The 21280-nt window shown below is 68.8% G+C and carries 25 protein-coding genes; 8 read left to right on the forward strand and 17 right to left on the reverse strand.

The window, feature by feature from the left end; genetic code table 11:
• The first annotated feature begins 32 nt into the window (after positions 1 to 32).
• The 3 genes from metX to NS334_RS02460 are packed head-to-tail and all read left to right on the forward strand — an operon-like array spanning position 33 to position 2192.
• Entirely contained in the window at positions 33 to 1163 is a 1131-nt protein-coding gene (gene metX / locus NS334_RS02450) for a homoserine O-acetyltransferase MetX (RefSeq protein WP_058754392.1), read from the forward strand.
• The gene (gene metW / locus NS334_RS02455; protein WP_058754393.1) at positions 1160 to 1759 is read left to right on the forward strand and encodes a methionine biosynthesis protein MetW; all 600 of its coding nucleotides are present in this window, start codon (positions 1160 to 1162) and stop codon (positions 1757 to 1759) included. Before metX ends, metW begins: the two co-directional genes overlap by 4 nt.
• Before the next feature lie 34 nt (positions 1760 to 1793).
• On the forward strand, positions 1794 to 2192 hold the full coding sequence (locus tag NS334_RS02460; protein WP_193752982.1) for a response regulator: 399 nt from the start codon (positions 1794 to 1796) through the stop codon (positions 2190 to 2192).
• On the opposite strand, the gene NS334_RS02465 is transcribed toward NS334_RS02460, so the two are convergent.
• The 7 genes from NS334_RS02465 to NS334_RS02495 all read right to left on the reverse strand — a co-directional run bounded on the left by NS334_RS02465 (position 2170) and on the right by NS334_RS02495 (position 8863).
• Positions 2170 to 3726 (reverse strand): PAS domain-containing protein, encoded by a 1557-nt coding sequence (locus tag NS334_RS02465; RefSeq protein ID WP_058754395.1) that lies wholly within the window; start codon positions 3724 to 3726, stop codon positions 2170 to 2172. The two genes, NS334_RS02460 and NS334_RS02465, sit on opposite strands and share 23 nt — an antisense overlap.
• On the reverse strand, positions 3727 to 4308 hold the full coding sequence (gene ssb, locus NS334_RS02470; protein WP_058754396.1) for a single-stranded DNA-binding protein: 582 nt from the start codon (positions 4306 to 4308) through the stop codon (positions 3727 to 3729).
• Positions 4309 to 4317: 9 nt separating this feature from the next.
• Positions 4318 to 6171 (reverse strand): ferrous iron transporter B, encoded by a 1854-nt coding sequence (feoB, locus tag NS334_RS02475; protein ID WP_058754397.1) that lies wholly within the window; start codon positions 6169 to 6171, stop codon positions 4318 to 4320.
• A 22-nt stretch (positions 6172 to 6193) separates the two neighbouring features.
• Positions 6194 to 6451, reverse strand: coding sequence for a FeoA family protein (locus NS334_RS02480; RefSeq protein WP_058754398.1), 258 nt, complete (start codon positions 6449 to 6451; stop codon positions 6194 to 6196).
• A gap of 117 nt (positions 6452 to 6568) precedes the next feature.
• Positions 6569 to 7222 (reverse strand): COQ9 family protein, encoded by a 654-nt coding sequence (locus tag NS334_RS02485; protein ID WP_058754399.1) that lies wholly within the window; start codon positions 7220 to 7222, stop codon positions 6569 to 6571.
• Entirely contained in the window at positions 7219 to 8142 is a 924-nt protein-coding gene (locus NS334_RS02490; protein WP_153002562.1) for a DMT family transporter, read from the reverse strand. The genes NS334_RS02485 and NS334_RS02490 overlap by 4 nt, the downstream gene beginning before the upstream one ends.
• A gap of 142 nt (positions 8143 to 8284) precedes the next feature.
• Positions 8285 to 8863, reverse strand: coding sequence for a TlpA family protein disulfide reductase (locus tag NS334_RS02495; protein WP_058754401.1), 579 nt, complete (start codon positions 8861 to 8863; stop codon positions 8285 to 8287).
• Positions 8864 to 8879: 16 nt separating this feature from the next.
• Between NS334_RS02495 and argH the strand changes: the two genes are divergently transcribed.
• From argH to NS334_RS02520, 5 genes are all read left to right on the forward strand, one after another.
• Positions 8880 to 10238: an argininosuccinate lyase gene (argH, locus tag NS334_RS02500; protein WP_058754460.1), complete on the forward strand. Its 1359-nt coding sequence runs from the start codon at positions 8880 to 8882 to the stop codon at positions 10236 to 10238.
• Complete coding sequence (locus tag NS334_RS02505; RefSeq protein WP_058754402.1) at positions 10235 to 10468, forward strand: hypothetical protein; 234 nt, start codon at positions 10235 to 10237, stop codon at positions 10466 to 10468. Before argH ends, NS334_RS02505 begins: the two co-directional genes overlap by 4 nt.
• A 23-nt stretch (positions 10469 to 10491) precedes the next feature.
• Positions 10492 to 11748: a diaminopimelate decarboxylase gene (gene lysA / locus NS334_RS02510; protein WP_058754403.1), complete on the forward strand. Its 1257-nt coding sequence runs from the start codon at positions 10492 to 10494 to the stop codon at positions 11746 to 11748.
• Between the two features lie 163 nt (positions 11749 to 11911).
• Positions 11912 to 12667, forward strand: a complete 756-nt coding sequence (locus NS334_RS02515) for a precorrin-2 dehydrogenase/sirohydrochlorin ferrochelatase family protein (protein ID WP_193752983.1) — start codon at positions 11912 to 11914, stop codon at positions 12665 to 12667.
• Entirely contained in the window at positions 12664 to 13620 is a 957-nt protein-coding gene (locus tag NS334_RS02520; protein ID WP_058754404.1) for a CorA family divalent cation transporter, read from the forward strand. Before NS334_RS02515 ends, NS334_RS02520 begins: the two co-directional genes overlap by 4 nt.
• Before the next feature lie 253 nt (positions 13621 to 13873).
• On the opposite strand, the gene NS334_RS02525 is transcribed toward NS334_RS02520, so the two are convergent.
• From NS334_RS02525 to NS334_RS02570, 10 genes are all read right to left on the reverse strand, one after another.
• Entirely contained in the window at positions 13874 to 14272 is a 399-nt protein-coding gene (locus NS334_RS02525; RefSeq protein WP_058754405.1) for a flagellar protein FliS, read from the reverse strand.
• Between the two features lie 19 nt (positions 14273 to 14291).
• On the reverse strand, positions 14292 to 15848 hold the full coding sequence (gene fliD / locus NS334_RS02530; RefSeq protein ID WP_058754406.1) for a flagellar filament capping protein FliD: 1557 nt from the start codon (positions 15846 to 15848) through the stop codon (positions 14292 to 14294).
• A gap of 34 nt (positions 15849 to 15882) precedes the next feature.
• Positions 15883 to 17007, reverse strand: a complete 1125-nt coding sequence (locus NS334_RS02535; protein ID WP_058754407.1) for an EscU/YscU/HrcU family type III secretion system export apparatus switch protein — start codon at positions 17005 to 17007, stop codon at positions 15883 to 15885.
• Complete coding sequence (gene fliR, locus NS334_RS02540; RefSeq protein WP_058754408.1) at positions 17007 to 17780, reverse strand: flagellar biosynthetic protein FliR; 774 nt, start codon at positions 17778 to 17780, stop codon at positions 17007 to 17009. The genes NS334_RS02535 and fliR overlap by 1 nt, the downstream gene beginning before the upstream one ends.
• 40 nt (positions 17781 to 17820) lie before the next feature.
• The gene (fliQ, locus tag NS334_RS02545) at positions 17821 to 18102 is read right to left on the reverse strand and encodes a flagellar biosynthesis protein FliQ (RefSeq protein WP_058754409.1); all 282 of its coding nucleotides are present in this window, start codon (positions 18100 to 18102) and stop codon (positions 17821 to 17823) included.
• Positions 18103 to 18220: 118 nt separating this feature from the next.
• Positions 18221 to 19129, reverse strand: coding sequence for a flagellar type III secretion system pore protein FliP (fliP, locus tag NS334_RS02550; protein WP_058754410.1), 909 nt, complete (start codon positions 19127 to 19129; stop codon positions 18221 to 18223).
• On the reverse strand, positions 19126 to 19404 hold the full coding sequence (locus NS334_RS02555) for a flagellar biosynthetic protein FliO (RefSeq protein WP_058754411.1): 279 nt from the start codon (positions 19402 to 19404) through the stop codon (positions 19126 to 19128). Before NS334_RS02555 ends, fliP begins: the two co-directional genes overlap by 4 nt.
• A gap of 15 nt (positions 19405 to 19419) precedes the next feature.
• A complete protein-coding gene (gene fliN, locus NS334_RS02560; RefSeq protein WP_058754412.1) occupies positions 19420 to 19710 on the reverse strand; it encodes a flagellar motor switch protein FliN in 291 nt (96 codons plus the stop codon).
• Positions 19707 to 20645, reverse strand: coding sequence for a flagellar motor switch protein FliM (locus tag NS334_RS02565; RefSeq protein ID WP_058754413.1), 939 nt, complete (start codon positions 20643 to 20645; stop codon positions 19707 to 19709). Before NS334_RS02565 ends, fliN begins: the two co-directional genes overlap by 4 nt.
• A gap of 6 nt (positions 20646 to 20651) precedes the next feature.
• A complete protein-coding gene (locus NS334_RS02570) occupies positions 20652 to 21275 on the reverse strand; it encodes a flagellar basal body-associated FliL family protein (protein ID WP_241491782.1) in 624 nt (207 codons plus the stop codon).
• Between the last annotated feature and the right edge of the window lie 5 nt (positions 21276 to 21280).

The following is a 21280-nucleotide window of genomic DNA, read 5'->3' on the forward strand; positions in this document are numbered from 1 at the left end:
GCGCCCCGCGCGCGCGTAGAGACGGTCGCTCGATGCTGACCACGCCTTCCTCGCTCGACCAGCGGTTCGGCCTGTCGCGGCGCGTCGTGCTGCCGGGGCCGCTCAGGCTCGATGGTGGCGCGCTGCTCGCGCCGGTCGAGATCGCCTATGAAACCTATGGCTCGCTGGCGCCCGGCGGTGGCAATGCGATGCTGGTCTGCCATGCGCTGACCGGGGACCAGCATGTGGCCAGCGCGCACCCGCGCACCGGGAAGCCGGGCTGGTGGCAACGGATGGTCGGGCCGGGCAAGCCGATCGACACCGATCGCTTCTTCGTGATCTGCGCCAACGTGCTCGGATCGTGCATGGGCTCGTCGGGGCCGGCCAGCATCGATCCGGTGACGGGGCGGCCCTATGGCATGTCCTTCCCGGTCATCACGATCCGCGACATGGTACGCGCGCAGGCGTTGCTGCTGGATCACCTGGGCGTCGGGCAACTGGCGGCGGTGGTCGGCGGGTCGATGGGCGGTATGCAGGCGCTGAGCTGGGCGGCGACCTTCCCGGAGCGGGTCGCGGCGTGCCTGATGATCGCCTCCACCGCGCGACATTCGGCGCAGAACATCGCCTTTCACGAGGTCGGGCGGCAGGCGGTGATGGCCGACCCGAACTGGCGCGGCGGCGATTATTACGACGGCGATCCGCCCGCGGCGGGGCTGGCGGTGGCGCGGATGGCGGCGCACATCACCTATCTGTCGGAAGCGGGGCTGACCGAGAAGTTCGGGCGGCGGCTTCAGGCGCGCGAACAGAAGTCGTTCGGGTTCGACGCCGATTTCCAGGTCGAAAGCTATCTGCGGCACCAGGGACTGGCGTTCACCGACCGCTTCGACGCCAACAGCTATCTCTACATCACCCGCGCGCTCGATTATTTCGATCTCGCCGAGGAGCATGGCGGGCTGCTCGCCAATGCGTTCCGGGGGACGGCGACGCGTTTCTGCCTCGTCAGCTTCGACACCGACTGGCTGTATCCCACCAGCGAGTCGCGGGCCGTGGTCCATGCGCTGATGGCGGGCGGCGCGGCGGCGAGCTTTGTCGAACTGTCCAGCCCGTACGGGCATGACGCCTTCCTCCTGGAATCGCCCGAACTGGACCGGGTGGTCAGCGGTTTTCTGGGAACCGGACGATGAGCCTGCGCCCCGATCTGGCGATCATCGCCGCGCATGTGCCGCGCGGGGCGCGGGTGCTGGATGTCGGGTGCGGCGACGGCGAACTGATGGCGGCGTTGCGCGACGAATGTGGCGTCGATGCGCGCGGGCTGGAAATCGACCCCGCCAATGTCGCCGCGGCGGTCGGGCGCGGCCTGTCGGTGATCCAGGGTGACGCGGATACCGATCTGGCGGGATATCCCGATGGCAGTTTCGACTATGCGATCCTCAGCCAGACGTTGCAGACCGCGCGCGCGCCCGACCGGGTGCTGGACGAACTGCTGCGGATCGGGAGGCACGCCTTCGTCAGCTTTCCCAATTTCGCGCATTGGCGCGTGCGGCTGTCGCTGCTGTGGGGCGGGCGGATGCCGGTGACGCGGCTGTTGCCCGAGCGCTGGTACGACACGCCCAACATCCACCATCTGACGATCGACGATTTTCGCGCACATCTGGCCGAGCGCGCGGTGACGGTGGACGGGGCGTGGTTCCTGTCGGGGGACAAGCGCACCGGCGGCGCGGCGGCGAATATGATGGCGGAACATGCCGTATTTCTGCTGCGACGGAACAAGCCACGTTGATCCCGGTTAAGATCGCGGGGAATCGGGATCGATGATGAGCAAGACCGCGCTGATTGTAGAAGACGAGATTTTCGTGGCGCTGGATCTGGAGCGGATCCTGGAGGATGCCGGCTATACGGTCGCCGCCATCGCCGCCGACGCGCAGACCGCGCTGGAAGCGGCACCCGGCTGTCGCTTCGCGTTCGTCGACGTCAATCTGCGCGACGGCCCCACCGGGCCCGACATCGCGGAGCGGATCGCGCGCGACCATGGCGTGCGCGTCGTGTTCGTCACCGCCAATCCCGGGCAGATCACCAATCGCGACACCGCGCTCGGCTATGTCCGCAAGCCGTTCAACGAGGAGGCGATCCTGGCTGCGGCGCAGACCGCCGCTCAGGATACGGCCACCGGGCCCGGCAGCGACGATTTCGTCAGGTGGCAACCGATCGGCTGAACGCGCCGCGCGGGATCGTTACCGTCACTTCCAGTCCGTCGCGCGGCCATTCGCGCGTCACCTGCCCGCCCAGCTGACGCGCGGCGCTCATTTCGATCAGCTGCGAACCGAAGCCATGTTCGCCCGGCGTCCCGTCGAGTGGGGGCCCGCCGCGTTCGCACCAGCGCAGCACCACATCGTCGCCGACGTCGGTGATCGTCAGCTCGACCATACCCTGCGCGGTCGACAGCGCGCCATATTTGCTCGCGTTGGTCGCCAGTTCGTGGAAGATCAACGCCAGCGGCGTCGCGGCGCGATCGTCCACCGCGAAGTCGGCACCCGCGATCCGGAAGCGATCGCCGGCGCGGGACTGATAGGGGATGAACAGATCTTCCAGCAGGCCCTGCAGGCTGTCCTGCCGGAGTTGCGGACGCGACTGGTCGCTGTGCGGGCGCACGAAGTCATGCGCGCGACCCAGCGCGGTGATGCGCTGGCGCAACTCGCCGAGCAGCCCTGCGACTTCCGGATGCGTGCGGCCGGTCAGATGGACCAGCCCGGCCACGACCGAGAAGATGTTCTTGATACGGTGGCTCAGTTCCTGGCTGACGACCTCGCGCTCCTCCATCGCCAATTTGTGTTCGTGGATGTCGGTGCAGGTGCCGAACCAGCGCGTGATCCGCCCGTCGCCGTCGCGGATCGGCAACGCGCGCCCCAGCACCCAGCGATAGTGCCCGTCATGGTGGCGCAGCCGGTATTCGATCTCATAGGGTTCGCCGGTCGCCAGCGAATGTCGCCATGCCGTCCAGGCGCGTTCCTGATCCTCGACATGGAACATGCCGTTCCATGCCTCGCCATCGGTCGATCCCTCCGGCATGCCGGTGTAGTCGTACCAGCGCGCATTGTAATAATCGTGATAGCCATCGGGCAGCGTCGACCACACCATCTGCGGCATGGTGTCCGCCAGCGTGCGAAAGCGCGTCTCGCTATCCTCGGCATTCGCGCGCGCCTGTCGCACCGAGGCGCGCCGGGCCGCGCCGTCGCGCGAATCGCGCAGCCGCGCCAGCACGTTGGCCGCCAGCACCGTCAGCCCCTCCTGCTGGAGCGGTGTCAGCCCCTCCGGATGCGGGACGGTGTCGAGCACGCAGAGCGAGCCCATCGGGAAGCCGTCGTCCGACACCAGCGGCGCGCCGGCGTAGAAGCGCAGGTGCATCTCGCCGGTGACGAGCGGATTGTTCCGGAAGCGCGGATCGGTGCTGGCGTCGGTGACGATCGTCAGGCCGTCGCCCCACATCGTATGGCCGCAGAACGAATGTTCGCGCGCCGGCTCCGGCCCCTCGGGCACGCCGGTGCGCGCCAGAAACGTCTGGTGATCGGTGTCCAGGATGCTGACGATCCCGGACGGCACGCCGCAGAGCCGCGCGGCGAAATCGGTGATCTGCCGCAGCGCCGCCGCGCCGTGCAGCGACTGGATATCGTAGGCGGCAAGCGCCTGCGATCGCTTCGCCTCGTCGAGCGCGTCGGCGCAGATCAGCGGAGAAGGGTTGGTGCGCGGCATTTAGAACGGCACGTCGTCGTCGAGGTCGTCCGCGAAGCCGCCACCGTAATTGCCGCCGCCGCGCGACGCGCCTCCGGACGGCGCACCGCCGCCGCGCGCGCCGCCACCGCCGCCGCCACGCGAGCCGCCGCCATAGCCACCGCCGCTGCCGCCGCCGAAATCGTCGCCGCCGCCGAAGTCGTCACGACCGCCGCCACCGCCACCGCCATTGCCGCCGCCATTGCCGCCGCCCGGCCCGTCGAGCATCGTCAGTACCGAGTTGAAACCCTGCAGCACGACCTCGGTCGAGTAACGGTCCTGCCCGTTCTGGTCCTGCCACTTGCGCGTCTGGAGCTGGCCCTCGACATAGACCTTGCTGCCCTTGCGCAGGAACCGCTCGGCGACGTTCGCCAGACCTTCGTTGAAGATCGCGACCGAATGCCATTCGGTCTTTTCCTTCTTCTCGCCGGTGTTGCGGTCCTTCCACGATTCGGACGTGGCGATCCGCAGGTTCACCACCTTGCCGCCGTTCTGGAACGAGCGCGACTCGGGATCGCGCCCGAGGTTGCCGACGAGAATGACCTTGTTGACGCTGCCTGCCATGAGATCCTCTTAGAGGCCGGCAAACGTCGCCAGCCAGAATGTGATCCCCGCCATGACATAAGCGGTCACGAAAAGGTAGCCGAGCATGAACAGCGGCCATCGCCAGCCGTTCGTCTCGCGCCGGGTCACGGCGATCGTGCTGATGCATTGCGGCGCGAACACGAACCACATCAGGAAGGCCAGCGCGGTCGGCAGCGACCAGCGCCCGCGCAGGTGATCGACCAGGCTCTTGGCGCCCGACGCATCCTCGGTATCGTCGATCGCATAAGCGGTGCCGATCGCCGCCACCGCCACCTCGCGCGCGGCCATCGCCGGGATCAGCGCCAGCGCGATATCGTGATTGAAACCGATCGGCCGCACCACGACCTCCAGCCCGCTGGCGATCCGCCCCGCGACCGAATATTCGACCTGGCTTTGCCCCGGGGGCGCCTTGGGGAAGCTCAGCAGCGCCCAGAGCACGACCGTGGTCAGCGCGATCGTCGTGCCGGCGCGCTTCAGGAAGATCAGCGCGCGGCTCCACAGCCCGATCACGACATCGTGCAGGCGCGGGAGCTGGTATTTGGGCATCTCCATCATGAAGCCCGAGGATTCGCCCTTCGTCACGGTGCGGCGCAGCAGCAGCGCGGCGACGAACGCGCCGATGATCCCCATCAGGTACAGGCCGAGCAGCACCAGCCCCTGCAGCCCCACGAACGGCAGCACCTGTCGCGCCGGGATGAAGGCGCCGATGATGATCGTATAGACCGGCAGCCGCGCCGAACAGGTCATCAGCGGCGCGATCAGGATCGTGGTCAGCCGGTCCTTCTCGTCATCGATCGTCCGCGTCGCCATGATTCCGGGCACGGCGCAGGCGAAGCTGGACAGGAGCGGGATGAACGCGCGTCCCGACAGGCCGACGCCCGCCATCAACCGGTCCAACAGGAAGGCGGCGCGGACCATATAGCCCGACGCCTCCAGCACGAGGATGAACAGGAACAGGATCAGGATCAGCGGCAGGAACACGACGACCGCGCCGACGCCGGCGATCACGCCGTCGGTCAGCAGCGAGCGCAGGAAGCCGGGCGCCATCGCCCCCTCGACCGCGGCGTCAAGCGCGGCGAAGCCGTCCTCGATCCAGCCGACCGGCGCCTCCGACCAGCTGAACACCGCCTGGAACATCACGAACAGCAACCCGACCAGCAGGATCGGCCCGAACACGGGATGCAGCGCGACGCTGTCGAGTGCATGGTGCCAGCGGCGCGTCGGCGTCTCGCTGACCGTCGCCGCCCGCGACAGCGCGCGGGCGCGGCGTTGCAGAACGGCGATATCCTCGTCCGGCAGCGTCACGGCGCCGATCGCGGCGCGCCCGGTCCCGACGACGTCGGTCAGCGTGGCGCGCAGCACGTCGATCCCGCGCCGCCGCACCGCAACGGTCGGGATCACCGGCACGCCCAGTTCACGCGCCAGCACGGCGGGATCGAGGACCAGCCCGTCGCGCTCGGCGAGATCGATCATGTTGAGCGCGACCACCACCGGCAGTCCGAGCGCGATCAATTGCATCGCGAAGCGCAAATGATTGTCGAGGTTGGCGGCGTCGACGACCACGACCAAGGCGTCCGGGCGGCGTTCCCCGGCCTGCGCGCCGAGCAGCACGTCGCGCGTCACGCGCTCGTCTGGCGACGAGGGTTCGAGGCTGTACGCGCCGGGCAGGTCGACCAGTTCGACCGGGCGCCCGTCGTCGAGCGCGAGGCGGCCCGAATGACGTTCGACGGTGACGCCGGGATAATTGCCGACCTTCTGCCGTGCTCCCGTCAGCGCGTTGAACAACGCGCTCTTGCCGGCATTGGGGTTGCCGACCATCGCAACCAGCGGGGGCATGTCCATCAGCGTGACGACGGCCGGACGATCACTCGGCGGCCAGCGGCTCGACGGAAACGCGGATCGCGCCCGCGACCGCACGCCGCAGCGCGACGGTCATCCGTCCGATCCGGCAGGCGACCGGCCCGCCGCCGATCCGCGCGCGGTGCAGCACCTGTACCGGCACCCCGGTATCGAACCCCAGCTCACGCAACCGCCGCGCCTCGGGCGTGGCGAGTCGCGTCCAGTCGATGGCGTCGACGACGGCGGCCTGATGCCGCGGCAGGGTTTCGAGGCTGATGGTCACGAGGCCCGTATACCGACGGTGAGATTGATTATCAATAAGCGAATGGGCGACGGTAACGAGGCCGGTCGTCGTCGTCTCTCGTCGTTGCTTCGCTACGCTCGCATGACGGACGGCCTCTCACACCACCGGATAGCGCAACCTGCCCACGAAGCGGCTCAGGCTGGGCCGGCGGTTCGTCCGTCGCGTGAACTGCGCCTTGGCCTTCTCGAAGCGCATGATTCCGTCGATCCGGCGCGCCAAAAACGCGTGCGTGTCGGCCTGTCCCTCGCTGTCGTCGTCCAGGAACACGGTGGTGGTCGCGGCATAGACCGCCAGCAGCATCGTGCGCTTGGTATAATGGTTGTAATCGGTCGCGGTATCGCCCGCCATCCGCCACATGGCATCGACGCTGCGCCACCCCAGTCGTGCGGCATGGACGACGTTGACCGGCAGCGCGAGGACCGCGCGCGCGCGGCGCAGCGCCTCGCGTTCCGGGGCGAGCGTCGCCAGCCGCGCCTCGACCAGGGCGGTTATCCGCTGGCGGATCTTCATCGCGGCCAGCGCCTCGGGCGGCAGCGCGCGGGCCATCTCGGCATCGACATGCGCGAACCATGCATCGATCATCGCGACCGGCCCCTCGGCGAAGGCGACGCGCGCCACGTCCGGGTCCACGCCCTCCTGTTCGGCGGCGAGATCGCGCGCGGCGTCGCTCCATCCGTCGAAGGCGGCATTGGCGGCGATCGCCGGGGCGAGCCGGGCGCGCACCTCGTCGAGCGTCAGGTCGTCGGTCATCGCGTTTCCTCCGGCACCGGGTTGGCGGGTGGCGCCTCCGTAGCATTGCGCCGCGTGTCGCGCACCAGCACCAATGCCGCGGCGATCATCGCGATCCCCACGAAATCGGGCGCGGCGAGCGCCTCGCCGAAATGCACCCAGCCGATCGTCGCCGCCACCGCCGGCTGGATCAGCAGCGCCAGCCCGATCACCAGCGGCGGCAGCCGGCCCAGCGCATAGATCATGCAGCCCTGTCCGAGGATCTGGCAGACCAGCGCCAGCGCGATCAGCGGCGTCCACTGCTGCGGCACGATCCGCTCCCCCAGCAGCATCGCGAAGCCGATGAGCGGCAGCAAGGCGGCCAGCGACGACAGCGCGAGCGCCGGCCATGGCGCGAGCGCGCGGCGCACGTCGGCCATCAGGATGAAATAGCCCGCGTAGAGCACGCCCGCGAGCACGCACAGCAGGTCGCCCGTCAGGTGACGCGGATCGAGCTGGTACGACCGCCCCATCAGCAGCCCGGCACCGAGCGCGGCGAGCAGCAGCGCGACGCCCTGCATTCGCGTCGGCCAGGCACGCGCGACCAGAAAGCCCCAGAGCGGGAAGAGGAAGGTCGCGGAATTGCCGAGGAGTGTGGCGTTGGCCATCGTGGTGTGGATGATGCCGAGGTGCCACGTGCCCAGATCGGCGGCGAAGGCGATCCCGGCCAGCGCGACGAACAGCCAGATGCGCCCGCGCGGCTCGCCCCCGCCGGTTTGGCGACGCATCGTGACGGCCGCCACGGCGAGGACCGGCACCGCCAGCGCCATCCGCCAGAAGGCGGCGGCGACCGGCCCGGTGTCGGCCATCCGTACGAACAACGGCCCGAACGCCAGCGCGGTGTTCGCTACGACGACCGCGAGGAGCGCGCCGGAGGTGGAGGAAGTGGGCGAGCGGTACATTGGTTTCACTTTCGTCATTCCCGCGAAGGCGGGAATCCAGACGCACAGGTTTTCGCCAGAGCCGTGGACGTCAGAGGTTCTGGATTCCCGCCTGCGCGGGAATGACGGGGGGCGGCGGAAATGACGAAGGACGCCGGCAGCCCTACACCGCTTCCGCCAGCAGCTTCTTCGCTTCCGCGCCCGTCCAGTCCATGTCGCCGGTCACGCGCCAGAGCTCATGCCCGCCGGCGTCGTAGAGGATCGTCATCGGCAAATTGGCCCCATAGGCGGTGCTCAGCCCCAGCTTCGGATCGAGATAGGGCGTCAGCGCGGAAAACTGGCCCTTTTCGAGGAACGCCAGCGCCTTCGCCTCGTCCATGTCCTGGCTGACCGCCACGACCGACACCTTGCCGTCGAGCGATGCGGCTGCGGCGTTGAGCGTCGGCATCTCCTTCACGCACGGCGCGCACCATGTCGCCCACAGGTTCACCAGCAGCGGCTTGCCGCCTAGCGAGGCGAGCGTCGTCGCCGATCCGTCCGGCCCCTTGAACGGCGCGACCGGCGGCGCCTCGCCCTTGTGGCTGCGATCGACCTTGCCCGCCGCCGGCGCGGTCGCGGCGCCGGTCGCTTCGTCGCTGCTGCCCGCGACCTCGACTTGCCCGTTGCCCGGTGACGGCTTATCGCACGCCGCGAGGCCCAGCGCGGTGCCGAGGAGACAGACGATCGCGACGCGGGATGCCATGAGCGGTTCCAACCAGATGTGGGGCGGGCGGTTTGCCGAAGGGCCCGCCGCGGTGATGCGCGAGATAAACGCCTCCATCCCCTTCGACAAGCGGATGTGGCGACAGGACGTCGCCGGCAGCCGCGCGCATGTCACGATGCTGGGCGAACGGGGCATCGTGTCCGCCGATGACGCCGCCGCGATTCGCGACGGGCTGGAGCAGGTTGCGGCCGGCTATGCCGCCGACGGCGTGCCCGACGATCTGGCGATGGAGGACATCCATATGCTGACCGAGGCGCGGCTGTCCGCCGCGATCGGTCCCGCCGCCGGGCGGCTCCATACCGCGCGCAGCCGCAACGATCAGGTCGCGACCGACTTCCGCCTGTGGGTGCGCGACGCCACCGATCAGGTGCTGGCCGCGCTCGACGCGCTCGACGCCGCGTTGCTGGCGCGCGCGGAGGAACATGCCGACAGCGTGATGCCCGGCTTCACCCACCTGCAATCGGCGCAGCCGGTGACGCTCGGCCATCACCTGATGGCCTATCACGAGATGGTGTCGCGCGACGTCAGCCGCTTTCGCGACAATCGTGCGCGCGGCAACCTCTGCCCGCTGGGCGCGGCGGCGCTGGCGGGAACCGGCTTCCCGATCGACCGCCATGCGACCGCCGCCGCGCTCGGCTTCGACGGGCCGACCCGCAACAGCCTCGATTCGGTCAGCGACCGCGACTTCGCGCTCGATTACCTGATGGCGGCGGTGCAATGCTCGCTCCACCTCAGCCGGCTGGCCGAGGAATTCGTGCTGTGGGCGTCGCAGCCGTTCGGCTTCGTGTCGCTCAGCGACCAATGGTCGACCGGCAGCTCGATCATGCCGCAGAAGCGCAACCCCGACGCCGCCGAGCTGGTGCGCGGTCACGCCGGGCGCATCTCCGGCTGCCTCGTCAGCCTGATGGTGACGATGAAGGGGCTGCCGCTGGCCTATTCCAAGGACATGCAGGACGACAAGCCGCCGGTGTTCGAGTGCCACGATCTGCTGGCGATCTCGATCGCGGCGATGACCGGCATGATCGAAAGCGCGACGTTCCGCACCGACCGGATGCGCGCCCTCGCCGAAAGCGGTTTCGCGACCGCCACCGATCTGGCCGACTGGCTGGTGCGCGAGGCGGACGTGCCGTTCCGCGAGGCGCATCACATCACCGGGCGCGCGGTGGCACGCGCGGAGGCGCTGGCGTGCACGCTGGACAAGGTGCCGCTCGCCGACCTGCAGGCGATCGACGCGCGGATCACCGATGCCGTCTATGGCGTGCTGTCGGTCGACGCGTCGGTGGCGAGCCGGCGGAGCTTCGGCGGCACCGCGCCGGACAATGTCCGCGCCGCGATCCGGGCGGCGCGCGGGTGAGGGGGCTGGTCCTGCTGTTCGGGCTGGCGCTGTCCGCGTGCGGATCGACGCAGGGGCTCAAACCGGCGCCGGGACAGGCGATGCCCGTCGCGCCTTATGGCGCGGTGCAGACGCCGACCGTCCCGGACCTGCTGACCCCATCGGTGCAGGCGCGGCCGCAGCGGACCGGCGAGGTGCTCAAATCCTCGCAGGAGCGGCCCAACGACCCGTTCGACCTGCCACCGCGCTGACCCTCTGATTTCGATGAGCTTGCATGGACCATTTCCACTATCGCGACGGTGCCCTCTGGTGTGAGGACGTGCCGCTGACGCGGATCGCCGATGAGGTCGGCACCCCCGTCTATGTCTATTCCGCCGCGGCGTTCCGCGCGCAGGCGCGTGCGTTTCGCGACGCGCTGTCGGGAGTGCCCGACGTGCATCTGGCCTATGCGATCAAGGCCAATCCGAACCTGGCCGTGCTGCGCGTCGTCGCCGCCGAGGGCTATGGTGCCGACGTGGTGTCGGGCGGCGAGATGGCGCGCGCGCTGGCGGCGGGCATCCCGGCGAGCGGGATCGTCTTCTCCGGCGTCGGCAAGACCCGCGCCGAGTTGCTGCGCGGGCTGGAGGCCGGGATCGGGCAATTCAACCTGGAACTGGAGGAAGAGGGCGTCGTGCTGGCGCAGCTGGCGCACGAACGCGGGCTGGCCGCGCGCGCGGTGCTGCGCGTCAACCCGGACGTCGATGCCGGCACCCATGCCAAGATCTCGACCGGGCGCAAGGAGAACAAGTTCGGGGTGTCGATCGATCAGGCCCCTGCGATGTACGCACGGCTGTCGGCACTGCCGGGCCTGTCGATGCAGGGCGTGGCGATTCATATCGGCAGCCAGCTGTTCGATCTCGCCCCGCTGGAGGCGGCATACCGGCGGGTCAAGGCGCTGGTCGACGAGCTGCGCGCGGCGGGCCATCAGGTAGCGCGCGTCGATCTCGGCGGCGGCCTCGGCGTCCGCTACAAGGCGGGCGACGATCCGCGCACCCCGGCCGAATATGGCGCGATGGTGGAGCGGGTGACGAAGGGCTGGGACGTCCAGCTGATGTTCGAGCCGGGGCGCGTGATCGCGGGCAATGCCGGCGTGCTGCTGACGCGCGTGATCTGGGTGAAGCCCGGCGTCGTGCATCCCTATGTGATCGTCGATGCGGCGATGAACGATCTGGCGCGTCCGGCGCTGTACGACGCATGGCACGATGTCGATGCGGTGGTCCCGAGGGGCGAACGGATGACGGCGAACGTCGCCGGCCCGGTGTGCGAGACCGGCGATACCTTCGCGATGGCGCGCGAGATGGACGCGGTGAAGGGCGGCGATCTGGCGGTGCTGCGCACGGCGGGCGCCTATGGCGCGACGATGGCATCGACCTACAACAGCCGCGCGCTGGTGCCCGAGGTGCTGGTGGATGGCGATCGCTATGCCGTGGTCGCCGACCGTATCGCGGCGGAGACGATCCTCGCGGCGGAGCGCGTGCCGGAGTGGTTGTAGGGTGCGGCGTGGCTTCTACCCATACTGACAATTGTCACCCCGGCGGAGGCCGGGGGCCAGTGGCGGGCGGCTCGTGTGATGCGGCACGGTCCCCCAACTGGACCCCGGGCTGCGCCGGGGTGACGGTTATGGGGCGGGGGACGGTGAAGAATGGGAAGACGGCATGACCCTGCACAGCCTGCCGCTGTTCGTCCGGTTGCAGGGCCGCCCGGTGATCCTGGTCGGCGACGGCGAGGCGGCCGAGCCGAAGCGGCGGTTGCTGGAGCGCGCCGGGGCGGAAGTCGTCGGTGAGGACGACCCGCACGCGCGGTTGGCGATCGTTGCCGACGACGATGCGGCGGTCGCGCGGCTGAAGGCGCGCGGGGTGCTGGTCAACGCGGTCGACCGGCCCGAATTGTGCGACTTCACGCTGCCCGCGATCGTCGATCGCGCGCCGGTTCTCGTCGCGATCGGTACCGGCGGCGTGTCGGCGGGGCTGGCGGCGGCGCTGCGGCAGCGGCTGGAGGCGGTGCTGCCCGCCTCGCTGGGGCGGCTGGCCGAGGCGCTTCATGCCGCGCGCGGCGGGTTGCGCGCGGCGCTGCCCGATGGCGCGGCGCGGCGGCGCGCCATCGGCGCGGCGCTGACGCCGGGCGGGGCGCTCGATCCGCTGTCCGACTATGACGGGCGCGACGCGGCGCAGGCGGTGCTGGACGCGCGCGCGACAGGCGGGGTGGTCACGCTGCGACTGACCTCGCCCGATCCCGACGACCTGACGCTGAAGCAGGCGCGCTGGCTGGCGGCGGCGGACCGGGTGACGCACCGCGCCGATGTGCCGGGCGCGATCCTCGACCGCGCGCGCGCGGATGCGGCGCGTGAGCGGACCGATGCGCCGCCGCCCGCCGGCGAGGGGTTGACCGTCGACGTGGCGATGACGCGATGAGCGGCACCGCCTGGTGCCGCGCCGCCGACGGCGGCGTGCGCCAACTGCCGATCGGCGCGGCGCTGACGCAGGACGCGCCGTTCCTGTGGGTGCATCTGGCGACCAACACGGCCAAGGCGCAGGCGTGGCTGCGGGACGATGCGAAACTCTCGCCGTTCACCGTCGATGCGCTGACCGCCGCCGAGACCCGGCCGCGCGCGGAAAAGATCGGGCAGGGCGCGTTCGTCAACATGCGCGGGCGTACCGAGGAGGAGCTCGATTCGACGGATATGCTCGCCTCGATCCGCATCTGGGCGACGAAGGGGCGCGTCATCACCGTCTCGCGCAAGCGGCTGGTCGCGCTCGACACGGTCGTCGAGCAGATGACGGCGGGCGAGTTGCGCGATCCCGGCGACCTGATCGCCGCCTTCGCCGCCGCGATCACGACGGATCTGGACCCGGTCGTCGCCGACCTCGGCGACCGGCTCGACGATTGCGAACAGGGGCTGCGGGCCGATCGCGTGTTCGAACTGCGCCGCATCGTCACGCGCGTCCGGGCGGAGGCGATCACCTATCGGCGTTTCCTCAGCCCGCAGCGGGTGGCGCTGGAACGGCTGGCGGCGCTGCCGGGCGACTGGCTGGCGGAGGACGATCGCGCGCATCTGGCCGCCGCCGCCGACAGCGCCGCGCGTATGGCCGAGGAAGTGGAGGCGATCCGCGAACGCGCCGCGTTGATGCACGAGGCGCTGACCGATCTGCGCGCCGAACAGCTCGACCAGCGCAGCCTGGTGATCGCGATGGTCGCGATGGTGTTCCTGCCGCTGACGTTCCTGACCGGCCTGTACGGGATGAACGTGAAGGGATTGCCCTACGCCGAGGCACCATGGGCGTTCGACGCGATCGCGGGCGCATGCGCGCTGATCGCGGCGGGGATCGTCATCTGGTTCGCCCGTCGGCACTGGTTCCGGGGGTAGTCCGCCTCGTTCCTCCCCCGCACGACCACCAACATGCCCGCGCGTGCGCGACCTTGCCAAAGCCCGTTCGTCATGTCGGACTTGGCCCGGCATCCATGGTGCCGCGAACGCGCAAGCCGATGCTCGTGCGGAAGCATGGACCCGGAACCAGTACGGGGTGACGGCGGGGGGCGTGAAGTCGGCGGAGCGACCTTCGCCGCGGTTTCGCGAAGGTGGGAATGACGGATCGGCGGCGGTGGGCCGGGTCGATGCCCTACGCCGCGCGCGCCTGCCGCCATGCGCCCGCAATTTCCTCCAGCTCGGCGGCGACGGCGCGGAACCGGGCGCCCTCGGTGCCGAGGCTGGCCTCGATAACCTGCTTCCGACAGCCGGTATAGAAGCGCGCCAGGATTCGCGAGACGTCGCCGCCCTTCTCGAAATCGAGGTTCGCCTCCAGCGCGAACAGGATCGCGGTCGCGCGGGTCACGCGCTCGCTGCGGGTCGCGAACTGCTTGTGATCGGCCGCCCAGGCCGCGACGCGCAGCGCCTGCGTCAGCTCCTCGTAAAGCAATTGCACCAGCGCCGGGCCGTCGGCCGCGGCGGTGCGGCCGGCAAGGTCGATCTCGCGATAGGTGCGCGCAGGATCGCGCAGCAGGGGAGAGGCATAGGCCATGATCTGTCATCCGCTCCGATCAGCTCGACTTGTACCAGCCGTCGATCTGCTGCTTCATGAAGGACTGCCTCAACTTATAGGCGGACACGCGCGAGTTCATGCTCGCAAATTGCTGCGTCAGGCGCGTGGAAAAGGCGGTCGCCTGCTGCTCGACCTTCGCGCTCTGCTTGGTCACGTCGTCCTGCGCGTCGCGTAGCCGCTTGTCGGTCGCGGTCAGGCCGTAGAGCGAACTGCCCGACGACAGTTTCAGCGACTGCATCGCGGCGTTCAGGCCGGTCGCGCCAAAGCTGGTCGGCTTGAACATTTCCTGGATCGCGTCGGGTGTGGTCTTGATCGCCTTGGCCAGCGCGGCATCGTCGACGACGAGCTGACCGGTCGTCTTGTCGGTCGTGACGCCGATTCCGGCCAGCGACGACGGCGTGCCGGGCGCGGCATTGGGGATCAGCACCTTGCTGGCGAAGCCCTGCAGGTTGCGCAGCAATTGCTTCGCCGCCGTATCGGCGCGCAACGGACCGTCGATCGCGTTGGTCTGTTCCTTCACGCTGGTCAGCAGCTGGTTGAAGGTTTCGGTGAAATCCTTGACCGCATTGCTCAGCGCATCGTCGGGCCGCGTGCCGGTGATCGTCATCGTGCCGGTGCCGGTCAGCGCCAGCTTCACGCCGGGCACCAGATCGTCGATCTGGTTGCTCGACCGCTCGACCGCCACGCCATCGACCGACAGCTTCGCGTTGCCGGACTGGGTGCCGATCGCCATCGCCGAGGTCGTGGTGGCGTCCTTGCCGACGCTGAGCTTGTCGAGCGAACCGCCGCTGCCGGTCAGTGAAAAGGCCTGGGTGGTGCCGCTCGCACCCTTGATCGACAGGAAGCTGCTGCCATCGGCATCGGTGATGACCGAGGCGGTGACCCCGGTGTTCTTCGCGTTGATCGCCGCGGCGATCCCGGCGGGTGTGTCGTTGGCGCCGGCCGTGATCGCGATATCGAACGACAGGGCGGTGCCGTCGGCGGCCTTGCCGACCGCCAGATCGGTCATCTTGCCGTTCGCGTCGAACGTCCCGGTGCCGATCTTCAGCGTCAACGTGCCGGTGCCAAACTGCGTGGTCGCGGCCAGCTTGCTGCTGGTCACCGTCTGCGCGGTGGCTACCCGGGTGACGGATACCGTCGTCGCGGCGGTGGCGTTCATCGCCGACCCGGTAATCGCGGTCGCGCTGGCGACTTTCGGATCGCTGACGTTCGGCTGGGTGGCGAGCGAGCCGCCCGTCACCAGCGTATTGACCGCCTTGGCGAAGTCGCTGACGAAATTCTTGAGCATCGCCGCGCCGGAGATCTGCGCGGTCAGCTTCTCGGTCTTGCCGGTAAGCTGCGCGCGCTTGGAGGCGAACTGCGCCTCGACCAGGCCGGAGACCAGCGCCTCGGTGTCGACGCCCGAACCCGTTCCCAGCGAGGTCAGGATCGAGTCCGCGGCTCCCTTCGTGACCGATGCGGTGCCGGTCTTGCCGCCGGTCGTGGTCGACGACGTCGTCGACGTTTTCGTCGTCGAGGCCGTGGAGCTGCTGCTCATGCTGCTGATCGTCGCCATGATGCTCTCCTAAACGGCCGCGCGCGGCGATTCTTTATGATGGTTGGACGCCATTTTCGTCGAAGCGTGCGGTCGGCGGTACCTCGATCGGCGGTTGCGATCCGCCCGCGGCGGCATTCAGCCCGAACACGAAGGCCAGCACCGTCGCGACGGCGAGATACAGATCGTCGCGGATCTCCTGCCCCTCGCGGCTGGTGTAGTAGACCGCGCGCGCCAGCGCCGGATATTCGAGCACCGGCAGCGCGCGATCCTTCGCCGCCGCGCGGATCGCCAGCGCCATCGCGCCGCGCCCCTTGGCGACCACGACCGGCACCTGGTCGCGTCCGCGATCGTAGCGCAGCGCGACCGCGAAGTGCGTCGGATTGGTCAGCACGACATGCGCGGAATCCAGCGCCTTCTGCATCCCGCCCGACAGCAGCTCGCGCTGCTTCATGCGCATGTGCCCCTTCATCTCGGGGTTGCCTTCGCTTTCCTTGTGCTCGTCCTTCACTTCCTGCTTGGTCATGCGCAGCTTGCGCAGCAGCTGCATGATCTGCGCCGGCACGTCGATCAGCGCGATCGCCAGCAGCCCCATCGCCATCACCAGCAGCACGTGCGTCAGCGTCGATCCCAGCCCGGCCAGCGCGACCGGCAGGTTGGACGACGCCAGCCCGAAGCTGAAATGTGCGGTCTGCCAGAGCATCCATGCGCCGATCGCGCCCAGCAGCACGACCTTCAGCAGCGACTTGGCGAGCTCGATCCAGCCCTGCATCCCGATGACGCGCTTGATCCCCGAACCGGGGTTGATCCGCGACGCCTTGGGCGCCAGCAGCGAGGCGTTGAAGCTGAGGCTGCCGAGCCCCGCCTGGCTGACGACCGCCGCGCCGATCGTGATCGCGAACAGCGTGCCGACGGGCGCGGCCAGCCTCCACCCGGCCTGCACCAGCGGCCGCCACGGCTGGAAATCCTCCACATCGGCGCGCCCGAAGTTGAAGCTGGCCGCCATCACCTCGCGGCACGCGGTCAGCAGCATCGGACCGAAGAACATCAACCACGAGATACCCGCCAGCACCACCAGCGCGGTGGCCAGGTCGCGGCTCTTGAGGACGTCACCCTTCTTCCTGGCGTCGTCACGACGCTTCTGGGTTGGGGCTTCTGTCTTGTCGCCGCCCTCCGACATCAGCCGAGCACCAGGCTCCGCGCGGCGGCCAGCCCCTCACGGACGATCACCTGCATGTAATCGCCCATCGCGGGCAGTGCGATCGCAAGGCTGATCACCCCCACCGCCAGGCTGGCGGGCATGCCGACCGAGAACAGGTTGAGCGACGGCGCGGAACGCGACAGCATTCCCATGACCAAGTTGAGGCAGAGCAGCAGGAAGCCGACCGGCAGCGCCAGCAGCAGCCCGGCCATGAACGCATAGCCGCCGAACAGCGCGATATCGCGCAACTGCCCCGCCGCCATCCACGCCGCACCCGGCGGCAGCGCGGTATAGCTCTTCATCACCATGTCGACGAGGACGAGATGTCCGTCCAGCGACAGGAACAGCAAGGTCAGCAGGATCGACAGGAACTGGCCCACGGCGGGGCTGGATCGCCCGGAATTGGGGTCGATCATGTTGGCGAAGCCGATCCCCATCGATCCGCCGATCAGCTCGCCGGCGACCAGCGGCGCGGCGAAGGCGATCTGGACGATGAAGCCGATCGCCAGCCCGACCAGCGCCTCGGCCGCGATCGCGACGAAGGTGGACAGGGCGAAGACGGTCGGCGGCGGCTGGATGGTCATCGACCCCAGCACCAGGATGCCGACCGCCCCCGACAGCGTAACGCGCACCGGCAGCGGCACCGAGACGTTGCCGAACACCGGCGCGACGATGAACATCGCGCCGATCCGCACCATCACGAACAGCAGCGCCCAGAGCTGTGGCTCGATGGCGAGACCGAATCCTAGCATCGCGCCGGCGCCGGGATGAAGGGGAGGGCGCGGGGCAAGGTTATCGAACCAGGTCGGGGATGCGCGCGAAGATCTCGGTCGTGAAGTCGCTGAGCAAGCCGAGGATCATCGCGCCGAACACCATGATCGACACCGCGACCACGATCAGTTTCGGCACGAAGCTGAGCGTCTGTTCGTTGATCGACGTCGCGGCCTGTACCATGCCGAGGATCAGCCCCGACAGCAGCGCGGGAATCAGGATCGGTGCGGAGGCCAGCGCCAGTACCCACATGGTCTGGTTGGCGACGGTCAGGAAATAATCGGCATCGACAAGCGGTTGCATGGGCGCTGACTTCTGTTGTCGTCATTCCCGCGAAGGCGGGAGTCCAGACGCGGGGGTTTCGGTGCAGGGCGGGACGTCAGAGGTTCCGGATTCCCGCCTTCGCGGGACTGACGATGATTTATGTGGCGAACGAGTTCGCCAGACTGCCCATCGTCAGCGCCCAGCCGTCGACCAGCACGAACAGCAAGAGCTTGAACGGCAGCGAGATGATCGTCGGACTGAGCATCGCCATGCCCAGCGCCATCAGCACCGTCGCCACCACCAGGTCGATGACGATGAACGGCAGGAACAGCAGGAAGCCGATCTGGAACGCGGTCTTCAGTTCAGAGGTGACGAACGCCGGCAGCAGCACCGAATAGGGAATGTCCTTCGGCGAGGCATAGGGGCCGGACTTCGCCATGTCGGCGAACATCGTCACGTCCTTGATCCGGGTCTGCTTGGCCATGAAGGCGTGCAGCGGCAACGCGGCGGTCTGGATCAATTGCGTGCCGCCGATGCGCCCCTCGGAATAAGGCTGGATCGCCGTCGTGTTGATCTGGTTGATCGCGGGGGCCATGATGAAGAAGCTGAGGAACATGGACAGCCCGATCAGCACCTGATTGGGCGGTGTCTGTTGCAGGCCCATCGCCTGGCGCAGGATCGACAGGACGATGATGATCCGGGTGAAGCTGGTCATCATCAGCACGATGCCCGGCAGCACCGTGAGCAGGCCCATGATGATGAGCACCTGCAGCGACAGCGACAGCGAACCGTTGCCCGGCCCATTACCCGGCTGGGCGCCGGCATCGCCGCGCGACAGCTGACCCAGCGCGCGGTCGACCGCGTCGCCGACGCCCGGCGCGGGCGCGGCGGGCGCGCCCGGCACCGGCGGCTGCGAGGGCGCGGGAAAGTTCTGCGCCAGCGCCGGCATCGCGACGCACAGCGCGACGATGATGGCGAGCAGCGCAAGGATCAGGTGCGCGCGCTTGCCCGCTGCGGCGCGGCGCGGGCGGATCAGTGTGCCGGTGCGGATCGCGGTGACGCTCACTGGCCGGTCTCCACGGGAACGCGCACGTCGTACTTGTCGATCAGCGACACGCCCGCACGATTGACCGATACCAGCAGGCGACGCCCCTCGAAATCGACCACCGCCAGCTTGACGCCCGGCGAGATCATCATCGTCTCACGCACCGCGATCGCGCGCGTCGTCGGCTTGCCGGGCATCCGTGCCTCCAGCCGCCGCCAGAGGTACAGGCAGCCGATCATCAGCCCGCACACCAGCGGGAGCATGATGACCAGCTTCAGGATATAGGTCCACATCATCGCCGGTTATCGTCCTCAGCCGCGCTTTTCCGGGGAGACCAGCTCGGTCATCTTCACGCCGTAGCGCTCGCCCACCGTCACCACCTCGCCGCGCCCGATCAACGTGCCGTTGACCAGCACGTCGAGCAGCTCGCCCGCCTTGCGGTCCAGTTCGATCACGCTCGATTCGCCCAGCGCCAGCAGCTCGCGCAGCGACAGCGTGGTCGAACCGATCTCGACCGTCAGCTTGACGTCGACCCCCTGGAGCAGCCGCAGATTGGCGGCGACGGCGGCGTCGATCGCAAAGCCGCCCGACATGTCGTTCATTGCAGGGGTCCTTCAAACTTGGAGATGCGGATGGCCGCGCGGCCGTTGGAGGTGCCGACGGTGCCCAGCCCGAGCGGGACGCCGCCGATCACCACCGGCACGTCCGGGCCGAAACTGATCGGGATGATGTCGCCTTCCTTCAGCTCCATCAGCCGCGACAGCGGGATGGTCGGCTCGGCGAGCACCGAGCGCACCGGGAAGCGTACCCCCATCGCGGCGCGCGTCAGCTGCGTGCGCCATTCGGCATCGACCTCGGCGGGCTTGGCCACGACCTTGCCGGTCAGCGCGACCGTGTGCGGCTTCAGTGAGGCGACCGGGTACAGGATGTCGACGAACGCCGGCTTCACCGTGCCGCGCGCGATCGCGAAACGGGTGGCGATCACCACCTCGTCATTTTCGACACCGGGCACCATGCTCGATCCCAGTTCGCACCGCTCGGCGGTGAAGCGCGCGCGCGCCAGCGGTTCCCAGGCGGTTTCCAGCGCGCGCGCCATGCCCGCGGCGATCCGCGCGACCAGCACGTCGGACGCCGGGGTGAATTCCAGCGCCAGCGTCGGCGAGACGTCGCCGCTGCCGCCGAAGAACAGATCGATGACCTCGGCGACGAACTGGCTGTCCAGAACGCAGAGTATCGCGCGCCCGTCCATCGACAGCGGCACCCAGGCGGTCAGCTTGTCACCGCGCGCGGCGCGATAATCCGCGAGGCGGAGCACTTCCAGCGGCTCCGCCCACACCCGCGTCTCCGTCCGCCAATAGCCCTCGAACGCCTGACGCACGCCGCGCGCCGCGCGCGCCGACAGATGCTGAAGCGTATGGAGATCGCCGAACGGATGCAGTTTCGCGGGCGCGCCCGATCCTCCGCCGAACGCAGCGGCGGCGCCGATCGGCGTACCGGTGTCGAATCCGGCATCAGAGGAGTCGGGCGTGTTAACCATGCCCGTTCACTGAACCACGAAATTGGTAAAGTAGACGTTACTGATGCCGCCAAACCCCTCCTTTTCGCGGAGAACCTGGTTGATCGTCGCGACGAGCCGTTTCTGGAGCTGCTGCTTGCCGGTCCCGGTGAACACCTGGTCCTCCGGTGTGTCGCCCAGTGCCAGCAGGATCGCCGAGCGAATGGCAATATCGTTGGATTTCAGATTGTTGATGACCTTTTCGTCATAGGGCGTCGACACGGCGATGCCGACCTGAACGAAATGCACCGAATCCTGAAGGTTGGAGGTGAACTCCTTCTCCATCGCGAAATAGTTCGATGCATAGGGTTCGCCACCATGGCCCTCGGGGGTCGGCTCACCTTTCGATTCGCCACCGCCCTCGCCGCCTTCGCCATGGCCGCCCTCGGCGCTGGCCTCGCCGCCGCCATGGCCGCCTTCGCCGCCCTCGCCACCTTCACCGGCCTTCTTCTGCTCGCTCTTGGGCACCAGCTTGGGCTTGTCCGGGTCCTCCTTGGGAGCATGTTCCTCGCTTTTGCCGCCGCCGGTCGCGCCGGCGGCGTACAGACCGGCGCCGACGCCGCCGCCCAGCAGGACGACGGCGCCGACCACGCCGATCAGGATCATCTTCATCTTGC

The organism is Sphingomonas endophytica (genome assembly GCF_001476895.1).
In the GTDB taxonomy this organism is placed as follows: Bacteria; Pseudomonadota; Alphaproteobacteria; order Sphingomonadales; family Sphingomonadaceae; genus Sphingomonas; species Sphingomonas endophytica_A.